This window comes from Fibrella musci, assembly GCF_041321105.1.
Taxonomy (GTDB): domain Bacteria; phylum Bacteroidota; class Bacteroidia; order Cytophagales; family Spirosomataceae; genus Fibrella; species Fibrella musci.
Window position 1 is genome coordinate 551811 of the sequence record NZ_JBGGWD010000003.1, and the last position, 21551, is coordinate 573361.

The window sequence follows — 21551 nt, forward strand, 5'->3', positions numbered from 1 at the left end:
TGCTCTCTTAAGGTACGTCCCCCCGACAGGCCAGTAACTGAGGACAGTCAACGGTAGACATTTTAACTTAATCGGATTTGGGCCACGGCGGCACCGGCCGGCACCATCGGGAATACGTTCTCTTCTTTTTCGACCATCACTTCGAGCAGGTAGGGGCCGTCGTAGTTCAGCAGTGTATCGAGCGATTCGGTCAAGGCTTCGCGCGCGGCGCAGGTGTGGCCCGCCATACCAAATCCTTTGGCAATCGTCACGAAATCAGGATTTTGCAGCTCAACGAACGAGTAGCGTCGCTCATGGAAGAGTTGCTGCCACTGCCGGACCATCCCCAGAAAGTTGTTGTTCAGGATGATGATCTTGACGGGCACTTTGTTTTGCACGATGGTCCCCAGTTCCTGCAAGGTCATCTGGAAGCAGCCGTCGCCGATGATGGCGACCACCTGCCGGTCGGGGGCGCCGGTAGCCGCACCAAACGCGGCGGGCAACGCAAAACCCATGGTGCCCATCCCGCCCGACGTAACGAGGCTGTTTTTACGCCGGAACTGGTAATAGCGCGAGGCCATCATCTGATGCTGCCCTACGTCGGTGACGAGCACGGCCTCTCCGTTGGTCTTGCGCGACAACAGATCGATCACCTCGGCCATCCGGATCTTTTCGCTATCGCCGTTCAGTTCAGGCGCCGTGATTTTTTCGTGTTCGATGGCGGCGTATTTCCTGAACTCGTTGCGCCACACGGTGTGGTCGTTGGCGTTAACCAGCGGCAGCAGGGCCGTCAGCGCCTCTTTGGCATCGCCAACCACCGGCGCGTGGGCTTTCACAATCTTGTCGATTTCGGCGGGGTCGATTTCAATATGAATCACCTTCGCCTGCTTAATGTACTTGCTGGCATCGCCCGTAACGCGGTCGTCGAAACGCATACCAATGGCGATGATCACATCGGCCTGATCGGTCAGCACGTTGGGGCCGTAGTTGCCGTGCATACCCAGCCAGCCAACATGGTTGGGGTGATCGGTTGGAATGGTCGATTGCCCGAGCAGCGTCGTGGCGACGGGAATACCCGTTTTTTCGGTGAAAGCCAGTAATTCGGCTTCAGCCTTGGCAATCTGCACGCCATGCCCCGCCAGAATATAGGGCCGCTTGGCCGCATTGATAAGCTTCGCGGCCGCTTCGATCTGCTCCGCCTTGGGCACCAACCGTGGCCGATAGCTGATGATCGACTGGCATTTTTCGTAGACAAACGGCCGGGTCATCATCTCCAGCTGCGCCGATTTGGTGATGTCGATCAGCACGGGACCGGGCCGCCCCGACTGCGCAATGTAGAAGGCTTTGGCCAGCACCTCCGGCACCTCATCGGCGCTGGTAATCTGGTAATTCCATTTGGTAATGGGCATGGTTACGCCCATCACGTCGGCTTCCTGAAAGGCGTCTGTACCAAGGAGTTTTTTGCCCACTTGCCCCACCACACAGACCAACGGAGTGGAGTCGATGAGAGCATCGGCAATGGCCGTAACGAGGTTGGTAGCGCCCGGCCCCGACGTAACGAGGCACACCCCGGCCCGGCCCTGCATGCGGGCGTAGCCCTGAGCGGCATGGCCCGCCCCCTGCTCGTGCCGCACCAGAATGTGGTTGATCCGATCCTGAAAATCGTAGAGCGCATCGTATACGGGCATGATGGCGCCGCCGGGATAGCCAAAAATGGTATCGACCCCTTCGGCCACAAGGGCATTCATCAGCGCCTGTGAGCCGTTCAGTAGCGACGCAACGGGTTGCACCTCGGCCACTGGCATCGAAGAAGGTTCTAATTCGGGTAAGACGCTGATCGCTTGCATGGCGTAGGGGCGTTTACAGTTGGTTCGTGTTGTTTACTCAGACCGTTTTTTCTTAACGGCAATCAAAATACCCGTCGACCAGGCCAGCCGGATAAGGTGCAGGTCGGGGCGGCTTTCCAGGTCGGCCACCAGTCGGTCCACATTGTCGCCGTGTCCATCGGGCCAGTTTGGCTGCGGAAGCATGTCGTCGATCACGTACATACCGCCCGTTGCCAACGTACCCAGCGCGGTGTCGAGATGACTGTATTTACCCGGCCACGCATCCGCAAAAATCAGGTCGAATGGGTCGGCATCGTAGTGGTTCAGGTACGTTCCGGCATCGTCGCAGTGCAGTTCGAGGCGGGCGTCATGCCCCAGCACACGCGCTGCTACGGCCTGATAATCGGCTTCGGTATCAATCGATACCAGCGACGACTCGGCGTCCATGCCGGCCAGCAGCCAGGCCGTAGCCAGCCCCGTGCCCGTCCCGATTTCCAGCACCCGGGCACCCGGTTTTGCAGCGACCAGCGTTTGGAGCAAAGCCCCGGTTTGCAGGTCGGAAGGCATCGAGAAACCCATCGCCTCACTAGCTCGCTGAATCTCGGTAAAGCCGCTGGGTACGTTATGGACGTTGTCGTTGAACATAGTGGCTATACCTCGTCGGTTACGCAGCCTTCGCTGGCGCTTTTTACGTTGCGGATGTATTTACCCAGCACGCCTTTGGTAAACGGCGGAGCGGGCTGCACCCACTGCGCCCGGCGTTGGGCTAATTCGTCGTCAGATACGTGCAGGGTCAGTTCGCGCCCAACGGCATCAAGCGTGATCCGGTCGCCATCCTTCACCAGAGCGATGGGGCCACCCTCGAAAGCTTCGGGGGTCACGTGGCCAACCACAAAGCCGTGGGTGCCACCCGAAAAACGGCCATCCGTGATGAGCGCCACTTTGTCGCCCAGGCCCGCACCCATAATGGCCGAGGTAGGTTTAAGCATTTCGCTCATGCCCGGCCCACCTTTGGGACCACTATTGCGAATCACGAGCACCTGACCGGGCAGAATTTCGCCTTTTGACAGAGCGTCGATCACTTCGCTTTCGTGTTCACACACTTTAGCGACGCCTTCAAAACGCTCGCCTTCTTTACCCGTAATCTTAGCGACCGAGCCCGTGGGGGCCAGATTGCCATAGAGCACCTGTAGGTGACCGGTTTTCTTGATTGGCTGCGAGAGGGGAAACACGATCTTCTGCGTTTCGAAATCGAGGTCGGGGGCATCGGCGAGGTTCTCGGCAACGGTTTTGCCCGTTACGGTGAGGCAGTCGCCGTGAATCATCCCATTTTGATAGAGGTATTTCATCACCGCCGGCACGCCACCAATGGCCAGCATGTCTTCCATATAATACTTGCCACTGGGTTTCAGGTCGGCCAGCAGGGGCGTGCGGTCGCTGATGGCCTGAATCTCGTCGAGCGTCAGGTTGATCCCGGCGGCGCGGGCAATGGCGAGATAGTGCAACACGGCGTTGGTTGACCCCCCCAGCGCCACGGTTACCGTCAATGCATTTTCCAGCGACTGGCGGCTGATGATGTCGGCGGGCGTGATGTTTCGTTCCAGCAATACCCGCATGGCCGCCCCAATCTTCTTACATTCTTCCTGCTTACCCTCGTGAGTGGCCGGGTAGCTGCTGCTGAACGGCAGGCTCAGGCCCATGGCTTCGATGCTGCTCGCCATGGTATTGGCGGTATACATGCCGCCGCAGGCACCAGCGCCGGGAATGGCATTCTGAATGACGCCTTCGTAATCTTCGTCGGAAATGGTACCGGCATATTTTCTACCTAGCGCCTCAAACGCCGACACGATGTCGAGTTTCTGTCCTTTATAATGCCCCGACCGGATCGTCCCACCGTACACCATGATGCCGGGCCGGTTTATGCGCGCCATCGCCATGATAGCGCCGGGCATATTTTTATCACAACCCACCACTGTCACGACGCCATCGTACCACTGCGCCATCACCACCGATTCAATGCTGTCGGCGATCAGGTCACGGCTTGGGAGCGAATAGCGCATGCCATCGTTGCCGTTGGTCATCCCGTCGGATACGCCGATCGTATTGAAAATGAGCCCGACCAGTCCGTTAGCCTGGATACCCTGCTTTACGTAGACCGATAGCCCGTTGAGGTGCATGTTGCAGGTATTCCCTTCGTAGCCTGTGCTGGCAATACCGATCTGCGGTTTCTGCATATCGTCGGTTGTCAGCCCAACGCCATAGAGCATGGCTTTGGCGGCAGGGTTATCCATTTTTTGCGTCAGCGTCTGGCTAAACCGGTTCAGTGCGGTAGGGGTCGTCTCTGTTGTCATTTTTACTAGTAGCGAAATTTCGCTGAATGCGTAATCGCGCTGTAAAGAAAGGAAGAGATTTTGTTTTTCAGAAGTCCGAGTCCGTTTTTGTAAAAAAAGACCTTTGAATCAACTGATTTAGGCGGCACACACGGCTGTTACCGATCTTACCCATCCGTTATAATTATGTCAACGCCACCCAATCACCCCCATGCGCCTTTGCGTCTGTCTTATATATAGCCTGTGTTTCATGCTGACCTATCAGGCCGTTGGGCAATCGCTCAGCGGTACGTGGCAGGGCCCAATGGCACCGCCCGCCAACCCAGTTCAGGCTGTTCAGTGTACGGTTGTATGGCAGGTGACGGGCTCAACTCTCACGGGTAGCCTGACCGCACAGGCGAATGGCACCACGGATAACTATACACTTCAGGGACGGGTGCAGGGTAGTCAGGCGGCCGGTACGGCAACGTACCCAGCCGATGGTAGCGTGTTTCAGTTTGAGGCGGCCATTCAGAACGGGCAGTTGCTGTTAGCCATCGGTCAGACCGGTAAGGTGCTCATGAGCGGGCAACTGGTCAGAAGCACCGCCAAGTCGGGGCAAGCGGTGGCCACAGCGCCTCGCCCGGCTACCGCTGCCAAGCCCGATGGTCTTTATCGCGACCCAGCCCTTGTGGGTACGTGGCAAACGACATCGAACTACGGGGGTGGCCTAACCGATGGGGGTTTCTACGGAAGCACGTCATCAGCCATGATACTCAACGCCGACGGGTCGTTTGGCGACGGTGGGTCGTCGGGGTATGCCAGCGGGTCGGGCGTATCGGTGCAGTCGTCGGGTGGTTCCAATCCCAACAGCGCCATAGCAAAGCTCAATGCCATGGGGGCGCGCTGGTACACCAAAGGCAATGTTATCTACGTGCGGGTACGTGTTAATGGGCAGCAGCAGGACGTACCCACATCGAAGTATTACGTCGAAAATGGCCGCATGCTCCTGACCGACCAGAAAACCGGCCAGAAAACGCTGTACACCCGGCGATGAGGCTGCATCAGACAGGCCGGACGCGTGGGACTGCTCCTGATAACGTACCTGACGAATGGATGCGTAACTAACTGGCCGACTGAGCCGCCAGCGCACGGATATCCTGTACTTCCAGCACCTGCCGCCGGGTGCTGTCGCCCACGGCGTTGAGCATAGCCTGACCCAGTTCGGCCAGGGTAATCACATAATTGGTAGCCACCTTGCGCAATACCGGATACAGCCAACTAATGTATTTGTAGGCGCCCAAGGTATTCTTCAGGCTGGGCGTAGGGTGGATATAACCCGGTCGGAAATTAAATACCCGCTTGAAGGGCAGGGCCATCAGGTCGTTTTCGGTTTTGCCTTTTACGCGTGCCCACATGCTCCGCCCTTTTTCGGAACTGTCGGTACCCGCCCCCGACACATAACAGAACGTCATATCGGGATTCAACTGACTCAGCAGCGTTGCCGTATTGAGCGTCAGTGTGTAGGTAGCTTTGTAATAATCGGCTTCGCTCATGCCCACCGACGATACGCCCAGGCAAAAAAAGCAGGCATTATAACCGGTTAAGGTTTCGGCATGGGCATCGAGCTGATCGAAAGCAGGTACCACCAATTCATCGAGCTTAGGGTGCGTTACGCCGCAGCTACGCCGCCCTACCACCAGTACCCGCTCGACCGAAGGCCGTTGCAAACACTCGTGGAGCACGCCTTCCCCTACCATACCGGTAGCGCCAGTTACAATTGTACGAATTCCCATACCGGTAAAAATACAATTAATTGCTTCGGCGCAACAGCCTACATCGTCTGTTGGTCCATATACGCCCTTTCATACCGCCGATAAAGCGTATCATTTTTCTAATTCCCCGAATCCAACCATCTTTGCGGGCATAGAAAGCATACCGCAATTATGGAGTTAAAACGAGTCGTTGTGACGGGCTTAGGTGCCCTTACGCCCATCGGAAACACCGTTGCCGATTTCTGGCAGGGTCTCAGCACGGGCACCAGCGGAGCCGCGCCCATCACGAAATTCGACGCGACGTTATTTAAAACCCGGTTCGCCTGTGAAGTCAAAGGCTTCGACCCGCTCAATTATTTCGACCGGAAAGAGGCCCGCAAGATGGACGGGTACGTTCATTACGCCATCGTCACGGCCGACCAGGCCATCGAAGACGCCGGGCTGCTCAGCGAAGGCATCAACAAAGAGCGAGTCGGCGTCATCTGGGCATCGGGGATCGGTGGTCTTCATAGTTTTCAGGAAGAGGTACTCGCCTACGGAGCTGGTAACAAAGTGCCCCGCTTCAGCCCCTTCTTCATTCCGAAAATGATTGCCGATATGGGCGCCGGCCTGATCTCGATCCGGCATGGGTTCATGGGCGTCAATTTTGCGCCTGTATCGGCCTGCGCATCGAGCACCCACGCCCTCATTGACGCCTTCAACTACATCCGGCTGGGCAAAGCCGACGCCATCGTAACGGGTGGGTCTGAATACGTCATCACCGATTCGGCGCTGGGCGGTTTCAGCAATATGAAAGCCCTATCGGAACGGAACGACGAACCGCAGCGGGCCTCACGCCCCTTCGACGCCGACCGCGATGGGTTTGTACTGGGCGAAGGCGGTGGCGGTATCATCCTGGAAGACTACGACCACGCCAAAGCCCGCGGTGCGAAGATCTATTGCGAACTGGTAGGCACTGGGGCTACGGCCGACGCCTACCACATGACGGGTACGCACCCCGAAGGTCTGGGCGCGGCCAACGCAATGCGCGAAGCCCTGCGTGAGGCCGGTCTGCAACCCGCCGACATCGACTACCTGAACGTACACGCTACCTCGACGCCCATCGGCGACGTATCGGAAGCCAAAGCGATCGTGAAAGTATTCGGCGAAAACCCGACGAATCTGAACATCAGCGCGACCAAGTCGATGACGGGTCACCTGCTGGGTGCGGCGGGTGCGATTGAAGGCGTAGCGGGTATTCTGGCCATGCAGCACAACCTGATTCCGCCGACGATCAACCTCGAAAACCGCGACGAGAACGTACCGGCGGGCCTCAACCTGACGCCCAATGTCGCGCAGGCCAAGCAGGTCAATACGGTTATGAGCAACACGTTCGGCTTCGGCGGCCACAACGCCACGGTGCTGTTCAAACGACTGGAAGAGTAATCAGGCCATACGGCTTACTATCAACGTCCAAAGTCCAATGGCTATTTGCGCAAAAGCGGAGTCATTGAGCTTTGGACGTTTTTGGTTGAGAGACATTTATGAAACATATTTTCGTCGATACCGAGCGCATGCGCGACCTGAACAGCGGACTGGGGCAAACCTGCCTGCGCGTGGGTCAGGAGTTAGTCAGGCAGCAGCCCTCAGGTACGTCGCTGACCTTTCTGGTACCGCCGGGGCAATCGGGCGTTTTTGGGGAGGCGTCAGGTACGTTGCAGTATCGGGAGGCCAGTTGGTGGCAACGGTTCTACGGACCTGGCCCAACGGGGGGCGCAACCGGCTCCGATCGGTTCGATGTCTGGCACAACCTGCATCAGGACGCCGCCTATTGGCCTTCGCACCGGCCCGACCGGCTGATTCTGACCATCAACGATTTGAATTTCCTGGAGCGCCCCGATTATTCCGATGAGAAGAAGCAGCGTAAGCTGGCGGCCGTTCAGCGCCGCATCGACCGGGCACAGGTGCTCACCACGATCTCGAACTACACGGCGGAGGTTGTGCGGCAGCACCTGAACGTACCCGACAGCAAACCCCTGCAAACGGTGTATATCGGTGTGTCTGAATTACCAGCCGTACCAACTGCCCAACCCGCCTCGCTGGGTACGTTGTCGAAGCCGTTTTTTTTGTTTCTGGGCGTCATCCACCCCAAGAAAAACATTCACGTGCTGCTGGCCCTCGCGCAGGCGTTCCCCGATTACGCGCTGGTACTAGCCGGGCGCGACAATCACCCTTACGCACAGCATCTCCGGCAGCAGGCCGAACAACTGGGCATTGCCGACAACGTGCTATTTACAGGACCGGTAGATGAAACCACGAAAGCCTGGCTGTATGCGCATTGTGAGGCCTTTCTGTTTCCGTCGTTGAGTGAGGGATTTGGCCTCCCGGTTGTGGAAGCCATGCACTATGGCAAACCGGTTTTTCTGTCGCGCCTGACCAGTCTGCCTGAAGTGGGCGGTAAAGAGGCATTTTATTTCGACTCGTTTGAGCCCGAAGCCATCGTCGAGACCTTCCGAGCGGGTATGCAGGCTTATTACGACGACCCGCTCAAAGCCCAGCGGCTTACCTGGCAGGCCAACCGCTTTAGCTGGCAACAAACCGGCAAAGCTTATTGGGATTTGTACCTTGGGGCTTAGGGCCCGGGGGCGAAGGGTTAGTTTAACAACGTTTTTATCGGCCCTATGCCCCCTACCTCAGGCCACGCGCCCGCTGCTGTTAAAAGTTGTTAAGCGGCCGTTAGACAACGAATTTTTGGGCCTTCGCTCATCGTTATGTTGACAGAAGCGGCACCCTGAGCAACTCAATTATTCCGCGAAACTCAGACCTTTTGGCCGCCATTTTAGTTCTACACAAAACAGTTTTTAGTACCTAATAATCATGAAAAGCAACTGGAAAGTTTTAGTGTTGATTGCGCTGCTTTCGAGTGGCGTTACGCTGGCCGCTTACAACCTGCTGGGCTTTAACAAGCGGGATGTAATCTTCACCGAGTCGGCAGGCTCGCCGATGAGCCGACTGGCTTCGCTGACAGGCAACGCCCCCTCGGGTGCCCCCGGCGATTTCTCGTACGCCGCCGAAGCCGTCACCCCGACGGTTGTGCATATACGCACGACTATCACCCGTACTGTACGTCAGCAACAGATGCCCGATATCTTCCGTGATTTCTTCGGCGACGAGGGTTTCCCCGGTCAGGGACAGCAAGGCCGTCCGCGCCGTGAGCAGGGACAAGCCTCAGGTTCTGGGGTAATCATCTCGAAAGACGGCTACATCGTGACGAACAACCACGTAGTGCAGGACGCCGACGAAGTAGAAGTTGTGATGACCGACAAACGCAGCTTTAAAGCTAAAGTGGTGGGCACCGATCCTCTCACCGACCTCGCCGTAGTGAAAGTAGAGGCTAACAACCTGCCCTTCATTACACTGGGTGACTCAGACGGTTTGAAACTGGGCGAATGGGTACTGGCGGTGGGTTATCCGCTCGATCTCGAATCGACGGTCACGGCTGGTATCGTGAGCGCCAAAGGCCGCGGTATCGGTATCCTGAGCCGCAATCAGCAGCAACAGCAGCCGGGTGGCAAAGCCGTGGATACGCCGATTGAGTCGTTCATCCAGACCGATGCCGCCATCAACCCTGGTAACTCAGGCGGTGCGCTGGTTAACCTGCGCGGTGAGTTGATCGGCATCAACTCGGCTATTGCTTCAGCAACAGGCTACTACAGCGGTTATGGTTTCGCTGTACCGGTATCACTGGTGAAAAAAGTAACGGCCGACCTGCTGAAATATGGCAACGTACAACGCGGCTACATCGGGATTCTGCCCCGCGAGCTGGACAGCAAAACCGCTACCGAACTGGGCACGAAAGTGGGTCGCGGTATCTACGTTGAAAGCGTAACGGAGAACGGTGCCGCTAAAGCAGCCGGTATCCAGAAAGGCGACGTGATCGTGAAGATGGAAGGCCAACCGCTCGATTCAGACGCACAGATGCGCGAAATCGTGGGTCGTCGTCGTCCGGGCGATGTCGTTAACGTCACCGTTAACCGGGGCGGTACGGAAAAAGAGCTGAAGCTTGAACTCCGTAACCGGAACGGTGGTCGCGACGTGATCAAGAAAGAAGAAATGGCCGTAGCGGGTATGAAGTCGCTGGGCGCCGAATTCTCGAACCTTACCGACCGTGAACGTCAGCAACTGGGCGTCAACGGCGGGGTACGTGTCACGAAGATTCTGGATGGCAAAATGGCGGAGACCGACGTTGAAGAAGGCTTCATCATCGTGAAGGCCAATGGCAAGAACGTGAAAACGGTAAAAGACCTCGAGACCATCGTAGGCGGCGTGAAAGAAGGTGAAGGCTTGTTGCTGATCGGGATGTACCCCAACAGCTCACGCATGATCTACTACGCGGTGCCGATGTAAGGCTTTCAGTAGTCTGGAAAGTCGCATAAAGAAAGAGTCCCGAGTCTAGAAAGTCGTTGCTATAACATGACTTTCCAGACTCGGGACTCTTTCTTTATGCGACTTTCCAAGCTATTGAGAAAGGCCTATTCGTAGTAATTCAGCACCTGATGGCCGCTCTTCGCTAGGAGTTGATCGCGCTGGAAGAGGGTGATATCGGCCTGCATCATGTCTTTTACCAAGGCGGGCAGGTCGTATTTCGGTGTCCAGTTCAGCTTGGTCATGGCTTTGGTAGGATCACCCAGCAGCAGGTCTACTTCCGTCGGGCGGAAATAGCGGGGATCGATGGCCATCACTTCTTTGCCAACCTCAACCGGGAACTCGGGGTTGCTGGCGCTGACAACGTAGGCTTTCTCCTCAACACCTTCGCCGCGGAATTCCAGCTCGACACCGATCTCTTGGAAAGCCATTTTGATGAAATCACGCACAGTCGTGGTTACGCCGGTAGCGATCACGAAATCTTCGGGGGTATCCTGTTGCAGAATCAGGTACATCGCCTCAACGTAGTCTTTGGCGTGGCCCCAGTCGCGCAGCGAGTCGATGTTGCCCATGAACACTTTATCCTGCAAGCCAAGACCGATCCGGGCTACAGCACGGGTGATCTTGCGCGTTACGAAGGTCTCGCCGCGCAGGGGTGATTCGTGGTTGAACAGAATCCCGTTGCAGGCAAACATGTTGTAGGCCTCCCGGTAGTTGACCGTGATCCAGTAACCATACAGTTTGGCAACGGCGTACGGCGAACGCGGGTAGAACGGCGTCGTTTCTGACTGAGCGTGGCCTTGCACCCCGCCATACAGTTCCGATGTCGATGCCTGGTAAATACGCGTCTTCTCGGTCAGGCCCAGCAGGCGCACGGCCTCCAGAATCCGAAGCGTACCGATACCATCGACCTGCGCCGTGTATTCAGGCTCGTCGAAGCTCACCCGCACGTGCGACATGGCACCGAGGTTATAGATCTCGTCGGGTTGCACCTCCTGAATCAACCGGATGATGTTCGTTGAGTCCGACAGGTCGCCGTAGTGCAGTTTGAAGCGAACGTGCTGTTCATGCGGGTCTTCATACATGTGGTCGATCCGCTGCGTGTTGAACAACGAACTCCGACGCTTGACACCATGTACCTCGTACCCTTTTTCGAGCAGCAATTCAGCTAGGTAAGCTCCATCCTGCCCGGTGATGCCAGTGATCAACGCTTTTTTCATAAGTGTATCAGAAAAGTTTGCATTTAGCCCAGCGCACTTTTCTATTTGTTGAGACGCCTAACGCAACGAAAGTAACGTTATTTGTAAGCAACAATTAGATAATTCGCTGAACAAATTGAATTTGTAAGATTTTGTGTATCAAGCCGTAAAACTACAAGATAACAGCCACATCGTTGCATTATTTTATTAAAATGCTACGGCGCACATCCACTTTGTCAGGCTGCATTTGGGCACCGACAAATAGCGTTTTTAAGCGGGCGAAATAGCGTTCAGCATCCATTTTTCGCATAAAATCGCCTACTTTCAGCCGGTATGTGGGCTGTTGATAACTAGTGTAGGCACTCAGTTCCGGAAACTGTTTATACACCTCAAGTTTCGCTGCATCGGCCGCGGCCCGCTCGTTGCCCACGTAAATCTGAACCCGGTAACCCGGTGCATAACGTACCCGGCGGTTTTGCAGGGCAATGGTATCCAACAGGGCATCGAGCCGTTTGTTTACGTGCAGCGCTTCGGCCGGAGCAGACGGGGTATTTGTTTTTCTGGGGGTTTCGGCGGAACGCGTCACGGGCGGGGGCGTCGATGTGGTCACGACAACTTCGCGGCGGGGTGGCGTATAAACGGGGCGGGCGGCCGATAAATCCTCCGAATAATCGTTGTAGTTGCTGGTGGTGGTGCGGCTACTGGTGGTGGCGGGGCTGGGTGCGCAAGCCTGGATCAACAACCAGATTCCGCTCAACGCAAACCCATACTTCCTAAAACCATTCATACGTAATTGGCATTTCGCTGACTCACACGAGCCAGCCTGCCTACAAACTTACTACTTTTGCCACCGAGTATAAATTACGATTTGTGAGCGGTCCGCCGCCGTCCCGATCGACAAGCCGTGCGGCTGATCGTAGCGGCGGGGCCTCCCTCGCAAATCGTACCGCTCCGGCGGACCGACTGTAAATCGTACATCTATACATGCTGACTGTGCAACGCGGCGTTTCGTTGCGGCCCTATACCACCTTTGGCATTGAAGCTCAGGCCAATTATTTCGCTGATCTTACCTCCGAAGCTGATTTTGAGACCCTCCGCCAACTCAACGAACTTACCGACTTACCGAAGCTGATTCTGGGCGGTGGTAGCAATCTTCTGTTTACGCAGAATGTCAACGGGCTGGTGCTGAAATTATCGCTCGGCGGCATCGAGGTCATTCGCCAGGACGAACACCATATCTACGTGCGAGCCGGTGGCGGGGTAATCTGGCATGACCTGGTGATGTACTGCGTCGCCAACAACTACGCCGGGCTCGAAAATCTCTCGCTCATTCCCGGTACCGTGGGGGCCGCCCCGATGCAGAACATCGGGGCCTATGGCGTCGAGATCGAGCAGGTGTTCGACCACCTCGAAGCCGTACACATCGAAACGGGCGAAAAACGCCGCTTCGAACATGCTGACTGCCAGTTTGGCTACCGCGAAAGTGTGTTCAAACATGCCCTGAAGGGGCAATACATCATTGCCTCGGTTACGTTCCGGCTCGACAAGGTGCCCACATTTCATACGGGCTACGGGGCTATCAGTGAAACGCTGGCCGAGATGGGCATCACCGACGATAAACTGACGATCCGGGCCATCAGCGAGGCCGTCATCCGGATTCGTCGCAGCAAGCTCCCCGACCCGGCCGAAATCGGCAACGCGGGCAGTTTTTTCAAAAACCCCGAGATCGATCAGGCGCAGTTCGATCAGTTGAAGACAACGTACCCAGTCTTACCCGGTTACCCGCTGGCCTCCGGCCGTGTGAAAGTCCCGGCGGGTTGGCTTATTGAGCAGGCTGGCTGGAAAGGCTACCGCACCGGCGATGCGGGCGTTCATGCCAAACAGGCGCTGGTACTGGTCAATTACGGTAACGCCACGGGCCAAGAGATTCTTGATCTGGCGTACCGAGTTCGGGCATCGGTGCTGGAAACATTCGGGATCGAGATCAATCCGGAAGTCAATATCATTTAGTCCCGTAGAGACGCATTCCCATGCGTCTCATCTGTATCGTATCATTAAACCACACAGATGAGACGCATGGGAATGCGTCTCTACGAGGCGTTAAAAGCAGAGCGACGCGGCACCTAGCAGACCGGCGTCGTTGCCCAGCGTGGCTTTGGTGACGGTCAGGCTCTTTTTGTAGTAGGGCGTGAGCCAGTAGTCGAGTTGTTTGTTGACGGCCGGCATGATGTAGTCGAACGACGCCGAGAGGCCACCGCCAATCAGGATCTGCTTGATATCCAGAATCCGAACCATCGTTACAAGCGCATCGCCCAGCATCTCGCCCACTTCGGCCCAGATCGCCAGGGCCAGCGCGTCGCCTTCTGCGGCAGCGGCCACCAAGCCCGTCGTTGAAATAGTCCCGTCGTCGGACAGTACCGTTTTGCCTCTGAATTCTGAGCGGCGAAGCGTGGCCAGTTCGAGCAGTTCTTTTTTTCCGATGTTGCGCTCCAGCACCTTTCCGTTGCGCGACGGAATGTGGCCCGGCTCCATGGCGTTACCATCGCCGCCCACAAACACTTTTTTGTTGATGATGGCCGCCCCACCTACACCCGTACCGAGCGTGATGAAGATGTAGTTCTCATCGTTCATGTCCTCCACAAAGTAAAATTCACCCAGTGCGGCCGCGTTGGCGTCATTTTCCAGGAAAAATTCGACGTCGGGGAAGCGCTTGACCAGAATATCGACCATCGGCACACCATCCAGTTCGGGAATGGCCGTGATTTCGAGCGGCACCGTGCGGTCGCGGTTGATCATGCCCGGCAACCCGATGCCTACCTTTTTTACGTCCTTATTGGCATACAGCTCGACAGCGATGGCATCGGCGAAGCGTTCCATAAAATGGCCCGATTCGCGCCAGCTGGCCGTGTCGTGGCTGTAGAAATTGGTGATTTGGCCCGTTTTCGCGTCAACAACGCCCATTTTGACGTTGGTGCCACCCACGTCGATACCCAAATACTGTGCTGAAGCCATTCGTATGAATGAAAATTTATAAATGAAGAATTAAGTGAGCCGTAAAGTCAGAACGCCGCGAAATTACGGAAGGTCTTGAAATTGCATACCTAAGATTTGGAGGTATATAACTTCGTTACTTATTTGCGAGCATGAATAGCACCACGCAACATGTACTAAAAGGAAGTCTCTCGGTAATTATCCTTAGGTTACTGGAAGAGCGCGACCGGATGTACGGCTATGAGATCACGCAGCAGGTGAAAGCCCTCACCGCCGGGGAGATGATGATTACGGAAGGCGCCCTCTACCCGGCGTTGCACAAGCTCGAAGCCGAGGGCTTACTGACCGCCACTACGGAGCTAGTGGATGGGCGCGCCCGCAAGTATTATTCCCTCACCCGCGACGGACATCAGCAGGCCGTTGGGCGTGTATCGGAACTGCGGGCATTTATGGAACACCTCAACACCATCCTGAACCTAAAACCAGCGATCTGAGTCCATGACACCGCACCAACGGCAGCAACTGGTAACATACCTGCAACAGAACGGGATCGTGTACCAGGAAGTCTTCGACGAACTCTACGACCACCTCCTCTGTAGCATTGAGGCTCAGATGGAGCAAGGAGTTTCGTTTGCGACTGCTTTCGACCAAACCACCGCTGCACTGGGTGGCCCGCAGCATGTGCAACAAATACAGGCTGATCGAAAAAAATCCATCAAAAAACAGTACCAACGCTGGGTATGGGGGCAGTTCAGATTGGGGCTGCGTAACCCACTTGTAGTGAGTGTGGTTGCTCTATTGGGCTATTTACTGTGGCAAATACTCGCCACAGCACCGGGGCCTGGGCGTATTCAGTTTGTGCTAGGTACGTTTACCAGCCTGTTCGTTGCCACGTGGAGCTACATGCTCTGGCTGGCTGGTCGGCAGTATTGGCACTACTGGCGTGATCGCGCTAAGACGCCCCATAGCTTAGTGCTCAAACTAATAAATGTCGAGAACCTGGCCGCCCTATGCTGCAATCTGCCCACATGGACCGATCCTCATCTTTCGCCAACGTCTATTACCTGCTGCTTGGTTTGGCTGATCTGTATGGCGTTAATGATACGTACCTGCCTGCATATCCGGCACATTCAGCAGCAGTTTCATCTCACACCGACCCCATGACACCGCACCAACAACAACAGATCGACAGGCACCTGCGCGCCGACAACTGGCTGCTAAATAAGGAACTCATCGCCGAACTAACCGACCATTACGTGGTGGGTATCAGCGACCGTGTGGCAGCTGGCGAGTCGTTCGACGACGCCCTACGGGCCATTCACGGCAGTTTCGGCGGGCGAAAAGGACTGCTCGCTTTGGAGGAGCAATTTGAACGCGAGCAGGCACGCCATCCACGCCGCCTGATGCGCAACATTTTACTGAGTTACCTACAATGGCCGCGTGCTGCTTACACAATAGCATTGGTAGCCACGCTGGTGTATTTGTCTTCGACCAATATCCTGGCCTCGAAGGTTGCGTATGCAGCCAATTTTGCCGTGGCAGTGGCCGTTGGGCATTTTCTCATTCTGCTGCTGGGTACGTGGTATCGCCGCTGGAAGAAGCTATCGCCCCGCCTGACCAATCATACCTTATCCATGCTGTATAGCCATTATGGGCTGGTTTGCTGGGTAGCCATCTGGCCTCGTTTTTTCCTCAAAGACGAATCAGAAACAGCTAACTGGCTGTTATCGGTCCTGGTTATTGTCACGGTGGTACTTTATGAGCTGGCTATCGGCGGCTTTTTGCAAGCCGTTATGCAACAACGAAAAGCCGCTACCAAAGCCTAAAAACATACTGACCGATGGCGCTCACCTCCCACCAACTCGACGCGCTTCGCCACGACCTGCACACCCTAGTCAAGATCGACTACGCGCACCTCCGTAACGAGATTCTGGATCATTACGCCCTCTTAACCGACGAAAAAATGGCCGAAGGGTACTCGTTTGACGAGGCCAGCACGATGGCCTGGCTGGCCTTGGGCGATGGAAAAGGCATTCAAAAAATACAGACGCGCTACGTAATGGACACCCAAAAACACCTGGAGGCGCAGCATTGGGCAATCGTCTGTTCATTTTTCAAGTGGCCTACCGTACTGACAACAGGGCTGGTTGGTGCCATGTTAACGTGCCTGCTGCTTGAGTTGCCTAATCGGTCCGCATGCTGGCTGATCGGTGGGCTGATCCTGTCGCCTCTCATCATCTTACTAATCAGCGCCTTCCATTACTACTGGCGACGAGATAGCCGCCAAAAACTGACCTGGTCGTACATAAACGCAATGGGAAGGTGGCCCATAGCACTGCTCTACCTACTCAACAGCTTCTACAGGATGGAAGTCTACACACTGACACCACTGGTCGTGGTAGGTCTGACGGTGTTGGGCATATTGAGCCTTCTGATGACCATCAGCCTGACTCAGTTACTGCGCGAACGGGTGCGTCTGACCTAAAAATTACCGTCGAAGGCTTTCCCTGTTTTCAGGTCTCTGAGCGAAACCGAATTGACCGTGCCGACGCCTGCAAATTCGACGGTGACCCCATAAACGCGTTTCAGCGGGGCCTTATAGCGGGTTTCGTATACCCGACGCCCGTTGATGAACAACTGCACCCGCTGCTCGACTACCCGTAACTGCAAGGTGCCGCCCGAACGCAGATCGGCGCCCAGAAAGCGGACATCATCCCGCAAACCACTTTTGCGTTCATCGGAAAACTGCATCTCCGCCCAATAAACGCAGCCCGGCTTGATAATATAAAACGTGTGTTGCGACGACTCGCCATACACCGTAACGCTCACTTGTGAACAGCGCACCCCGGCCCGGTCGGGTGAGGTTGCGACCTGGGTTGTCAGCTCAAAGTTATCGGCGTTGATATCGGTGACCTGCGTATTTGTGAATCCAATAAAAAACGTGCGGCTGGTATCGATCCCTGCCCGCGCGGCGGCCACCGTACCAACGCTTCGCCGACCACCCACAAACAGCCCAGGTACGTCGATCGGGTACACGCGCGTGGTGTCGTGGGGCATATGGGCCGTGGCTACCCAGCCTTTCGTCGGCAAGTAGATGGTGGCGGTATCGATCAGGTACGTCCCATGCTTTAGCACGGCGAAATAACGCCCCGGCTTTTCGTAATAATGGTTGTACAGAGCCGTGGGATCATCGGCCTCGATGTGCTTGCGGCGTCCGTCGCCAAAATCAATCACATACGGCACCGGGTCGTCGGCCAGCCCGGCCAGGCCACGGATCTGGAAATTGGCCGAGTGCGGATTCTCGCCGATTGGATTCGTACAGATGAGTTGAACGGCCTCTGTCGACATCGGTGGGGCAAGCACATGCCGGTATACCAGCACTCCCCCAACCAGCAGCGCCACTATGGCGACCCCAACCAGCCAACGCCAGCCAACCGACCGCTTCTCGGCTGGTAAGCTGACCAACTCCGGGGAAACAGCAACGGCAACGACCGGGTGACCTGTGGTATCTGGCATCGGTTCGGGCGTGTGTTCTACCGGATTCGGTGCGCTGACCAGGTCTTCCCAATCGGTATAGCCGCTGTACTTCGCCAGCGCGTCGCGGGTTGCTTTTTGCGGGTAATAGCGAGACCCTGTTCTGATTTTCCCGAAGATTCGCTTCAGTGTATTGGGGCTGATCTGCACGCCCGTCTGCCGGTACAACGTGTGACTAAGCCTGACAAAGTCGCTGTTGGTCCAGTCTTCCCATTTTGGTTTCCCAAACGCCTCACTCACCAGCAGACAACAACGGTCCAGGTGATAGTAATGGGTGGCTTTCTCTTGTCCATTCTCCGCGACCATCGCTTTGCAATATACTCTCTATCAATCGGTTAGCTTGTCCAAAATTTTGAACAAGTAAATGGGCAGGACGAGCCGCCATGCACCACATAGTACAATTTTATATTCGCACAGTCAAATTTTTGAATCACAGACCACTGGCTTTCAACGGCTATGATTCAATAAATATCGATAAAAATATGCGACAAAAACTTCTACTAAGTTGTGCATTGTTTCTGGGCTGGCTTGCTCCGCTGCTCGCGCAGAACCGAAGCATCAGCGGCCGGGTCACCGACGAAAGCACCAAGGAGCTACCCGGCGTCAGTATTGTCCTGAAAGGCACACAGCGCGGTACGGTCAGCGACGCCAATGGCCAGTACAAACTCAACCTGCCCGATAGCGGCCCGGTCACGCTCATTTTTTCGTTTGTGGGCTACCAAAGTAAGGAAGTCAACGTGACGGATCAGGCCAGTCTAAACATCAGCCTTAAACCCGACGACAATTCGCTTGAAGAAGTGGTGGTTGTGGGCTACGGTACGCAGAAGAAAAAAGACCTGACCGGCGCGCTGTCGACCATCGAAGCCAAAGACGTGGCGGGGCGGCAGACCACCCAGATTTCGGAAGCGCTGCAAGGCAGCATTGCGGGCGTTTCGGTAACCCGGGGTAGCGGGGCGCCGGGAGCTAGTTCGAGCATCCTGATTCGGGGCATCACCACGCTGGGCACCAACAGCCCGCTCATTATTGTGGATGGCGTGCCAGTCAGCAGCATCGACAACGTCAATCCGGGCGATGTCGAGAACGTGACGGTGCTGAAAGATGCTGCGTCGGCCGCCATTTACGGTTCACGCGGGGCGGCGGGGGTTGTACTCGTGACCACCAAACGCGCCAAAGAAGGCTTCAGCAGCTTTGAGTACACAGGCGAATATGGCGTTCAGAAAGCCACCGCCCTGCCTGCCTACGTCGACTCGCCGACCTACATGCGCCTGTTTAACGAGCAGGCCACTAACGACGGCTCGGCCACCGGCCCCTACTCGCAGGACTTCATCACCAATTTCGGGAAGTACAACCGCGATACGCCCGATCTCTTCCCGTTTGCCAACACCGACTGGCAGAAAACGGTGATGACAAAGACTTACGCTCCCCGCTACCGGCACGACCTGGTTTTCACGATGGGAACGGGCAAAATCAAAACCAAAGCGTCGCTTGGGTACGTTAAGCAGGACGCTTTCTACACCAACTATTCCTACGAACGGTACCTGTTTCGGGTCAACAACGACCTGCAAATCAACCCAAAACTGAGCGCCAGCCTCGACGTGGCCTACAAACGGACCAACACGATTACACCGGTGGTCAACCCGATCTACGAGGCGCGGATAATGCCCCCCATCTACGACAACTTTTACACGGATGGTCGCTATGCGCTGGCTAAAGACGGGCGCAACCCCATTGCCCAGCTCAACGAAGGCGGCACCAGCAACGGTACGTTCAACCAGTTCCTGGGGCGGCTGGCCTTCAACTACAAACCTGTCGACGGCCTCACGCTGACGGCTCTGGTGTCGCCCACCATCGATCTCGACAAAACCAAGGCCTTTGCCAAGCGGATTGCCTTCACCAACCCCGATGGCACGCCCAGTTCGTTCAGCAATCAGGCCCGCACCACCCTCACCGAGGGCCGCACGGAAAGTCTGGCCATCACGGGCCAACTGCTTGCCAATTACAACAAAGACCTGGCTGGTGGGCACAACATCGACATTCTGGGCGGTTACGAAGAAATCTACAACTCGTTTGAATCGCTGGGCGCGTCGCGCAGCGGGTTTGCCCTGACCGATTTCCCGTATCTGAACGCCGGTTCGCAGGAACTGCGCGACAACTCCGGCAGTGCCAACGAGGTGGCGCTTCAGTCGGTATTCGGACGGGTGAAATACGACTACAAAAACAAATACTACCTCCAGGGCAACCTGCGCTACGACAAATCGTCGCGGTTCGACAAACAGTACCGGGGCGCGCTCTTCCCGTCGGTGTCGGCAGGCTGGACCCTGTCGGAAGAGGCCTTTCTGCGGAACAGCAATTGGGTTTCGTTCCTGAAACTGCGCGGCTCGTATGGCGAGGTGGGCAACGAACGGATTGGCAACTACCCCTACCAGGCCACCATCAGCTTCAGCAATGCGCTCTTCTACCAGAATGGCGTGGTAGTGCCGCTCAACGGCGGTGGTCAGGTCGACTATGCGGTGCAGAATATTTCGTGGGAAACCACCCGCACCGTCGACGCAGGTATCGATGCGGCCTTCCTGAAAAACCGGCTCACCGTCTCGGCAGATTATTACCAGAAACGTACCTACGACATCCTGCTGGCACTCGATATTCCGCTTTATCTGGGCTACGAACGGCCGCAGCAAAACGCAGGTATTCTGGACGTGAAAGGCTGGGAACTGGAAACGGCCTGGCGCGACCGGCTGGGTAAACTCAACTACTCGGTGGCCTTCAACCTGTCGGATGCCAAATCGACGGTCGTCGACCTGAAAGGCACGCAGGTGCTGGGGGCGCAGTCGACCTTCAAGGGTAGCGAGTTCAACGAATGGTTTGGCTATCGCTCCGCCGGGCTGTATCAGACGCAGGACGAAGCCGCCAACTCGCCCCGCCTCAACACCAACGTCTCGGCTGGCGACGTGCGCTACCTTGACCTGAACAACGACGGCAAGATTACGCCCGACGATAAAGTGCTGCTGGGTGGTTCGTTACCCCGCTACCTGTATGGCAGCACCATCCGGCTCGATTACGCTGGCTTTGATGTCGGGCTGGTCATGCAGGGCGTGGCCAAGAAAAACAGCCGCCTGCCCGACGACATCGTGCGGCCCTTTGCCGAGGCCTTCGGCAACGTACCTGAAGAGATGGTGGGCAGATTCTGGAGCAAAACCAACTCCGCCGAGCAGAATCTGGCGGCCCGCTACCCCCGCCTGTCGACCCGCTCGCTAGCCGCCAACTACGAAATGTCAGATTTCTGGCTCATCAGCGGGGCCTACTTCCGGGTGAAAAACATCACACTGGGCTACACGCTCCGCAACAATTTCCTGAAGAAAATCGGGCTGCAATCGACGCGGGTGTATGTCTCGGCCAACGATGTGTTTGCCGTTCACAACTTCCCTAAATACTGGGATCCGGAAGTCGGTGGTTCGTCGTACCCCATCGTCACGACCCTGATGGCAGGCGCCACGCTGAAGTTTTAACCGACCGCTGATTCCTGCACTGATAAAA

18 protein-coding genes are annotated in these 21551 nt (G+C 56.2%); 10 read left to right on the forward strand and 8 right to left on the reverse strand.

Annotation, left to right across the window (positions count from 1 at the left end; all coding sequences use genetic code 11):
- Positions 1-62 precede the first annotated feature (62 nt).
- From ilvB to ilvD, 3 genes are read right to left on the reverse strand one after another with little or no spacing between them, the layout of a single operon-like run.
- A complete protein-coding gene (gene ilvB / locus ACAW74_RS12175; protein WP_370698477.1) occupies positions 63-1826 on the reverse strand; it encodes a biosynthetic-type acetolactate synthase large subunit in 1764 nt (587 codons plus the stop codon).
- Positions 1827-1859: 33 nt separating this feature from the next.
- A complete protein-coding gene (locus ACAW74_RS12180; RefSeq protein ID WP_370698478.1) occupies positions 1860-2450 on the reverse strand; it encodes an O-methyltransferase in 591 nt (196 codons plus the stop codon).
- A 5-nt stretch (positions 2451-2455) separates the two neighbouring features.
- The gene (gene ilvD, locus ACAW74_RS12185) at positions 2456-4156 is read right to left on the reverse strand and encodes a dihydroxy-acid dehydratase (protein WP_370698479.1); all 1701 of its coding nucleotides are present in this window, start codon (positions 4154-4156) and stop codon (positions 2456-2458) included.
- A 229-nt stretch (positions 4157-4385) separates the two neighbouring features.
- Here ilvD and ACAW74_RS12190 point away from each other — a divergent pair, with 229 nt between their 5' ends.
- Positions 4386-5171, forward strand: a complete 786-nt coding sequence (locus ACAW74_RS12190) for a hypothetical protein (protein ID WP_370698480.1) — start codon at positions 4386-4388, stop codon at positions 5169-5171.
- A 67-nt stretch (positions 5172-5238) separates the two neighbouring features.
- Here ACAW74_RS12190 and ACAW74_RS12195 read toward each other — a convergent pair whose 3' ends face one another.
- On the reverse strand, positions 5239-5910 hold the full coding sequence (locus tag ACAW74_RS12195) for an NAD-dependent epimerase/dehydratase family protein (RefSeq protein ID WP_370698481.1): 672 nt from the start codon (positions 5908-5910) through the stop codon (positions 5239-5241).
- A 150-nt stretch (positions 5911-6060) separates the two neighbouring features.
- Between ACAW74_RS12195 and fabF the strand changes: the two genes are divergently transcribed.
- The 3 genes from fabF (at position 6061) to ACAW74_RS12210 (ending at position 10275) form a co-directional block, all read left to right on the forward strand.
- Entirely contained in the window at positions 6061-7314 is a 1254-nt protein-coding gene (gene fabF / locus ACAW74_RS12200; protein WP_370698482.1) for a beta-ketoacyl-ACP synthase II, read from the forward strand.
- 98 nt (positions 7315-7412) lie between these two features.
- Complete coding sequence (locus tag ACAW74_RS12205) at positions 7413-8504, forward strand: glycosyltransferase family 4 protein (protein WP_370698483.1); 1092 nt, start codon at positions 7413-7415, stop codon at positions 8502-8504.
- A 241-nt stretch (positions 8505-8745) separates the two neighbouring features.
- Positions 8746-10275 (forward strand): Do family serine endopeptidase, encoded by a 1530-nt coding sequence (locus tag ACAW74_RS12210; RefSeq protein ID WP_370698484.1) that lies wholly within the window; start codon positions 8746-8748, stop codon positions 10273-10275.
- A 125-nt stretch (positions 10276-10400) separates the two neighbouring features.
- On the opposite strand, the gene gmd is transcribed toward ACAW74_RS12210, so the two are convergent.
- Positions 10401-11513, reverse strand: coding sequence for a GDP-mannose 4,6-dehydratase (gene gmd / locus ACAW74_RS12215; RefSeq protein WP_015334032.1), 1113 nt, complete (start codon positions 11511-11513; stop codon positions 10401-10403).
- A gap of 178 nt (positions 11514-11691) precedes the next feature.
- The gene (locus ACAW74_RS12220; protein WP_370698485.1) at positions 11692-12279 is read right to left on the reverse strand and encodes an SPOR domain-containing protein; all 588 of its coding nucleotides are present in this window, start codon (positions 12277-12279) and stop codon (positions 11692-11694) included.
- A 197-nt stretch (positions 12280-12476) separates the two neighbouring features.
- Here ACAW74_RS12220 and murB point away from each other — a divergent pair, with 197 nt between their 5' ends.
- Positions 12477-13502, forward strand: a complete 1026-nt coding sequence (gene murB / locus ACAW74_RS12225) for a UDP-N-acetylmuramate dehydrogenase (protein WP_370698486.1) — start codon at positions 12477-12479, stop codon at positions 13500-13502.
- A gap of 90 nt (positions 13503-13592) precedes the next feature.
- Here murB and ACAW74_RS12230 read toward each other — a convergent pair whose 3' ends face one another.
- The gene (locus ACAW74_RS12230) at positions 13593-14504 is read right to left on the reverse strand and encodes an ROK family protein (RefSeq protein ID WP_370698487.1); all 912 of its coding nucleotides are present in this window, start codon (positions 14502-14504) and stop codon (positions 13593-13595) included.
- Positions 14505-14635: 131 nt separating this feature from the next.
- Between ACAW74_RS12230 and ACAW74_RS12235 the strand changes: the two genes are divergently transcribed.
- Genes ACAW74_RS12235 through ACAW74_RS12250 form a run of 4 tightly spaced genes read left to right on the forward strand, consistent with a single transcriptional unit; the run spans position 14636 to position 16968 of the window.
- Positions 14636-14977: a PadR family transcriptional regulator gene (locus ACAW74_RS12235; protein WP_370698488.1), complete on the forward strand. Its 342-nt coding sequence runs from the start codon at positions 14636-14638 to the stop codon at positions 14975-14977.
- A gap of 4 nt (positions 14978-14981) precedes the next feature.
- Positions 14982-15647, forward strand: coding sequence for a hypothetical protein (locus ACAW74_RS12240; RefSeq protein ID WP_370698489.1), 666 nt, complete (start codon positions 14982-14984; stop codon positions 15645-15647).
- Entirely contained in the window at positions 15644-16309 is a 666-nt protein-coding gene (locus ACAW74_RS12245) for a hypothetical protein (RefSeq protein ID WP_370698490.1), read from the forward strand. The genes ACAW74_RS12240 and ACAW74_RS12245 overlap by 4 nt, the downstream gene beginning before the upstream one ends.
- A 14-nt stretch (positions 16310-16323) precedes the next feature.
- Positions 16324-16968, forward strand: a complete 645-nt coding sequence (locus ACAW74_RS12250) for a hypothetical protein (protein ID WP_370698491.1) — start codon at positions 16324-16326, stop codon at positions 16966-16968.
- Here the strand turns inward: ACAW74_RS12250 and ACAW74_RS12255 are convergent.
- Positions 16965-18323: a hypothetical protein gene (locus ACAW74_RS12255; RefSeq protein WP_370698492.1), complete on the reverse strand. Its 1359-nt coding sequence runs from the start codon at positions 18321-18323 to the stop codon at positions 16965-16967. The two genes, ACAW74_RS12250 and ACAW74_RS12255, sit on opposite strands and share 4 nt — an antisense overlap.
- A gap of 176 nt (positions 18324-18499) precedes the next feature.
- Between ACAW74_RS12255 and ACAW74_RS12260 the strand changes: the two genes are divergently transcribed.
- On the forward strand, positions 18500-21523 hold the full coding sequence (locus ACAW74_RS12260; RefSeq protein WP_370698493.1) for a SusC/RagA family TonB-linked outer membrane protein: 3024 nt from the start codon (positions 18500-18502) through the stop codon (positions 21521-21523).
- The last annotated feature ends 28 nt before the right edge of the window (positions 21524-21551 follow it).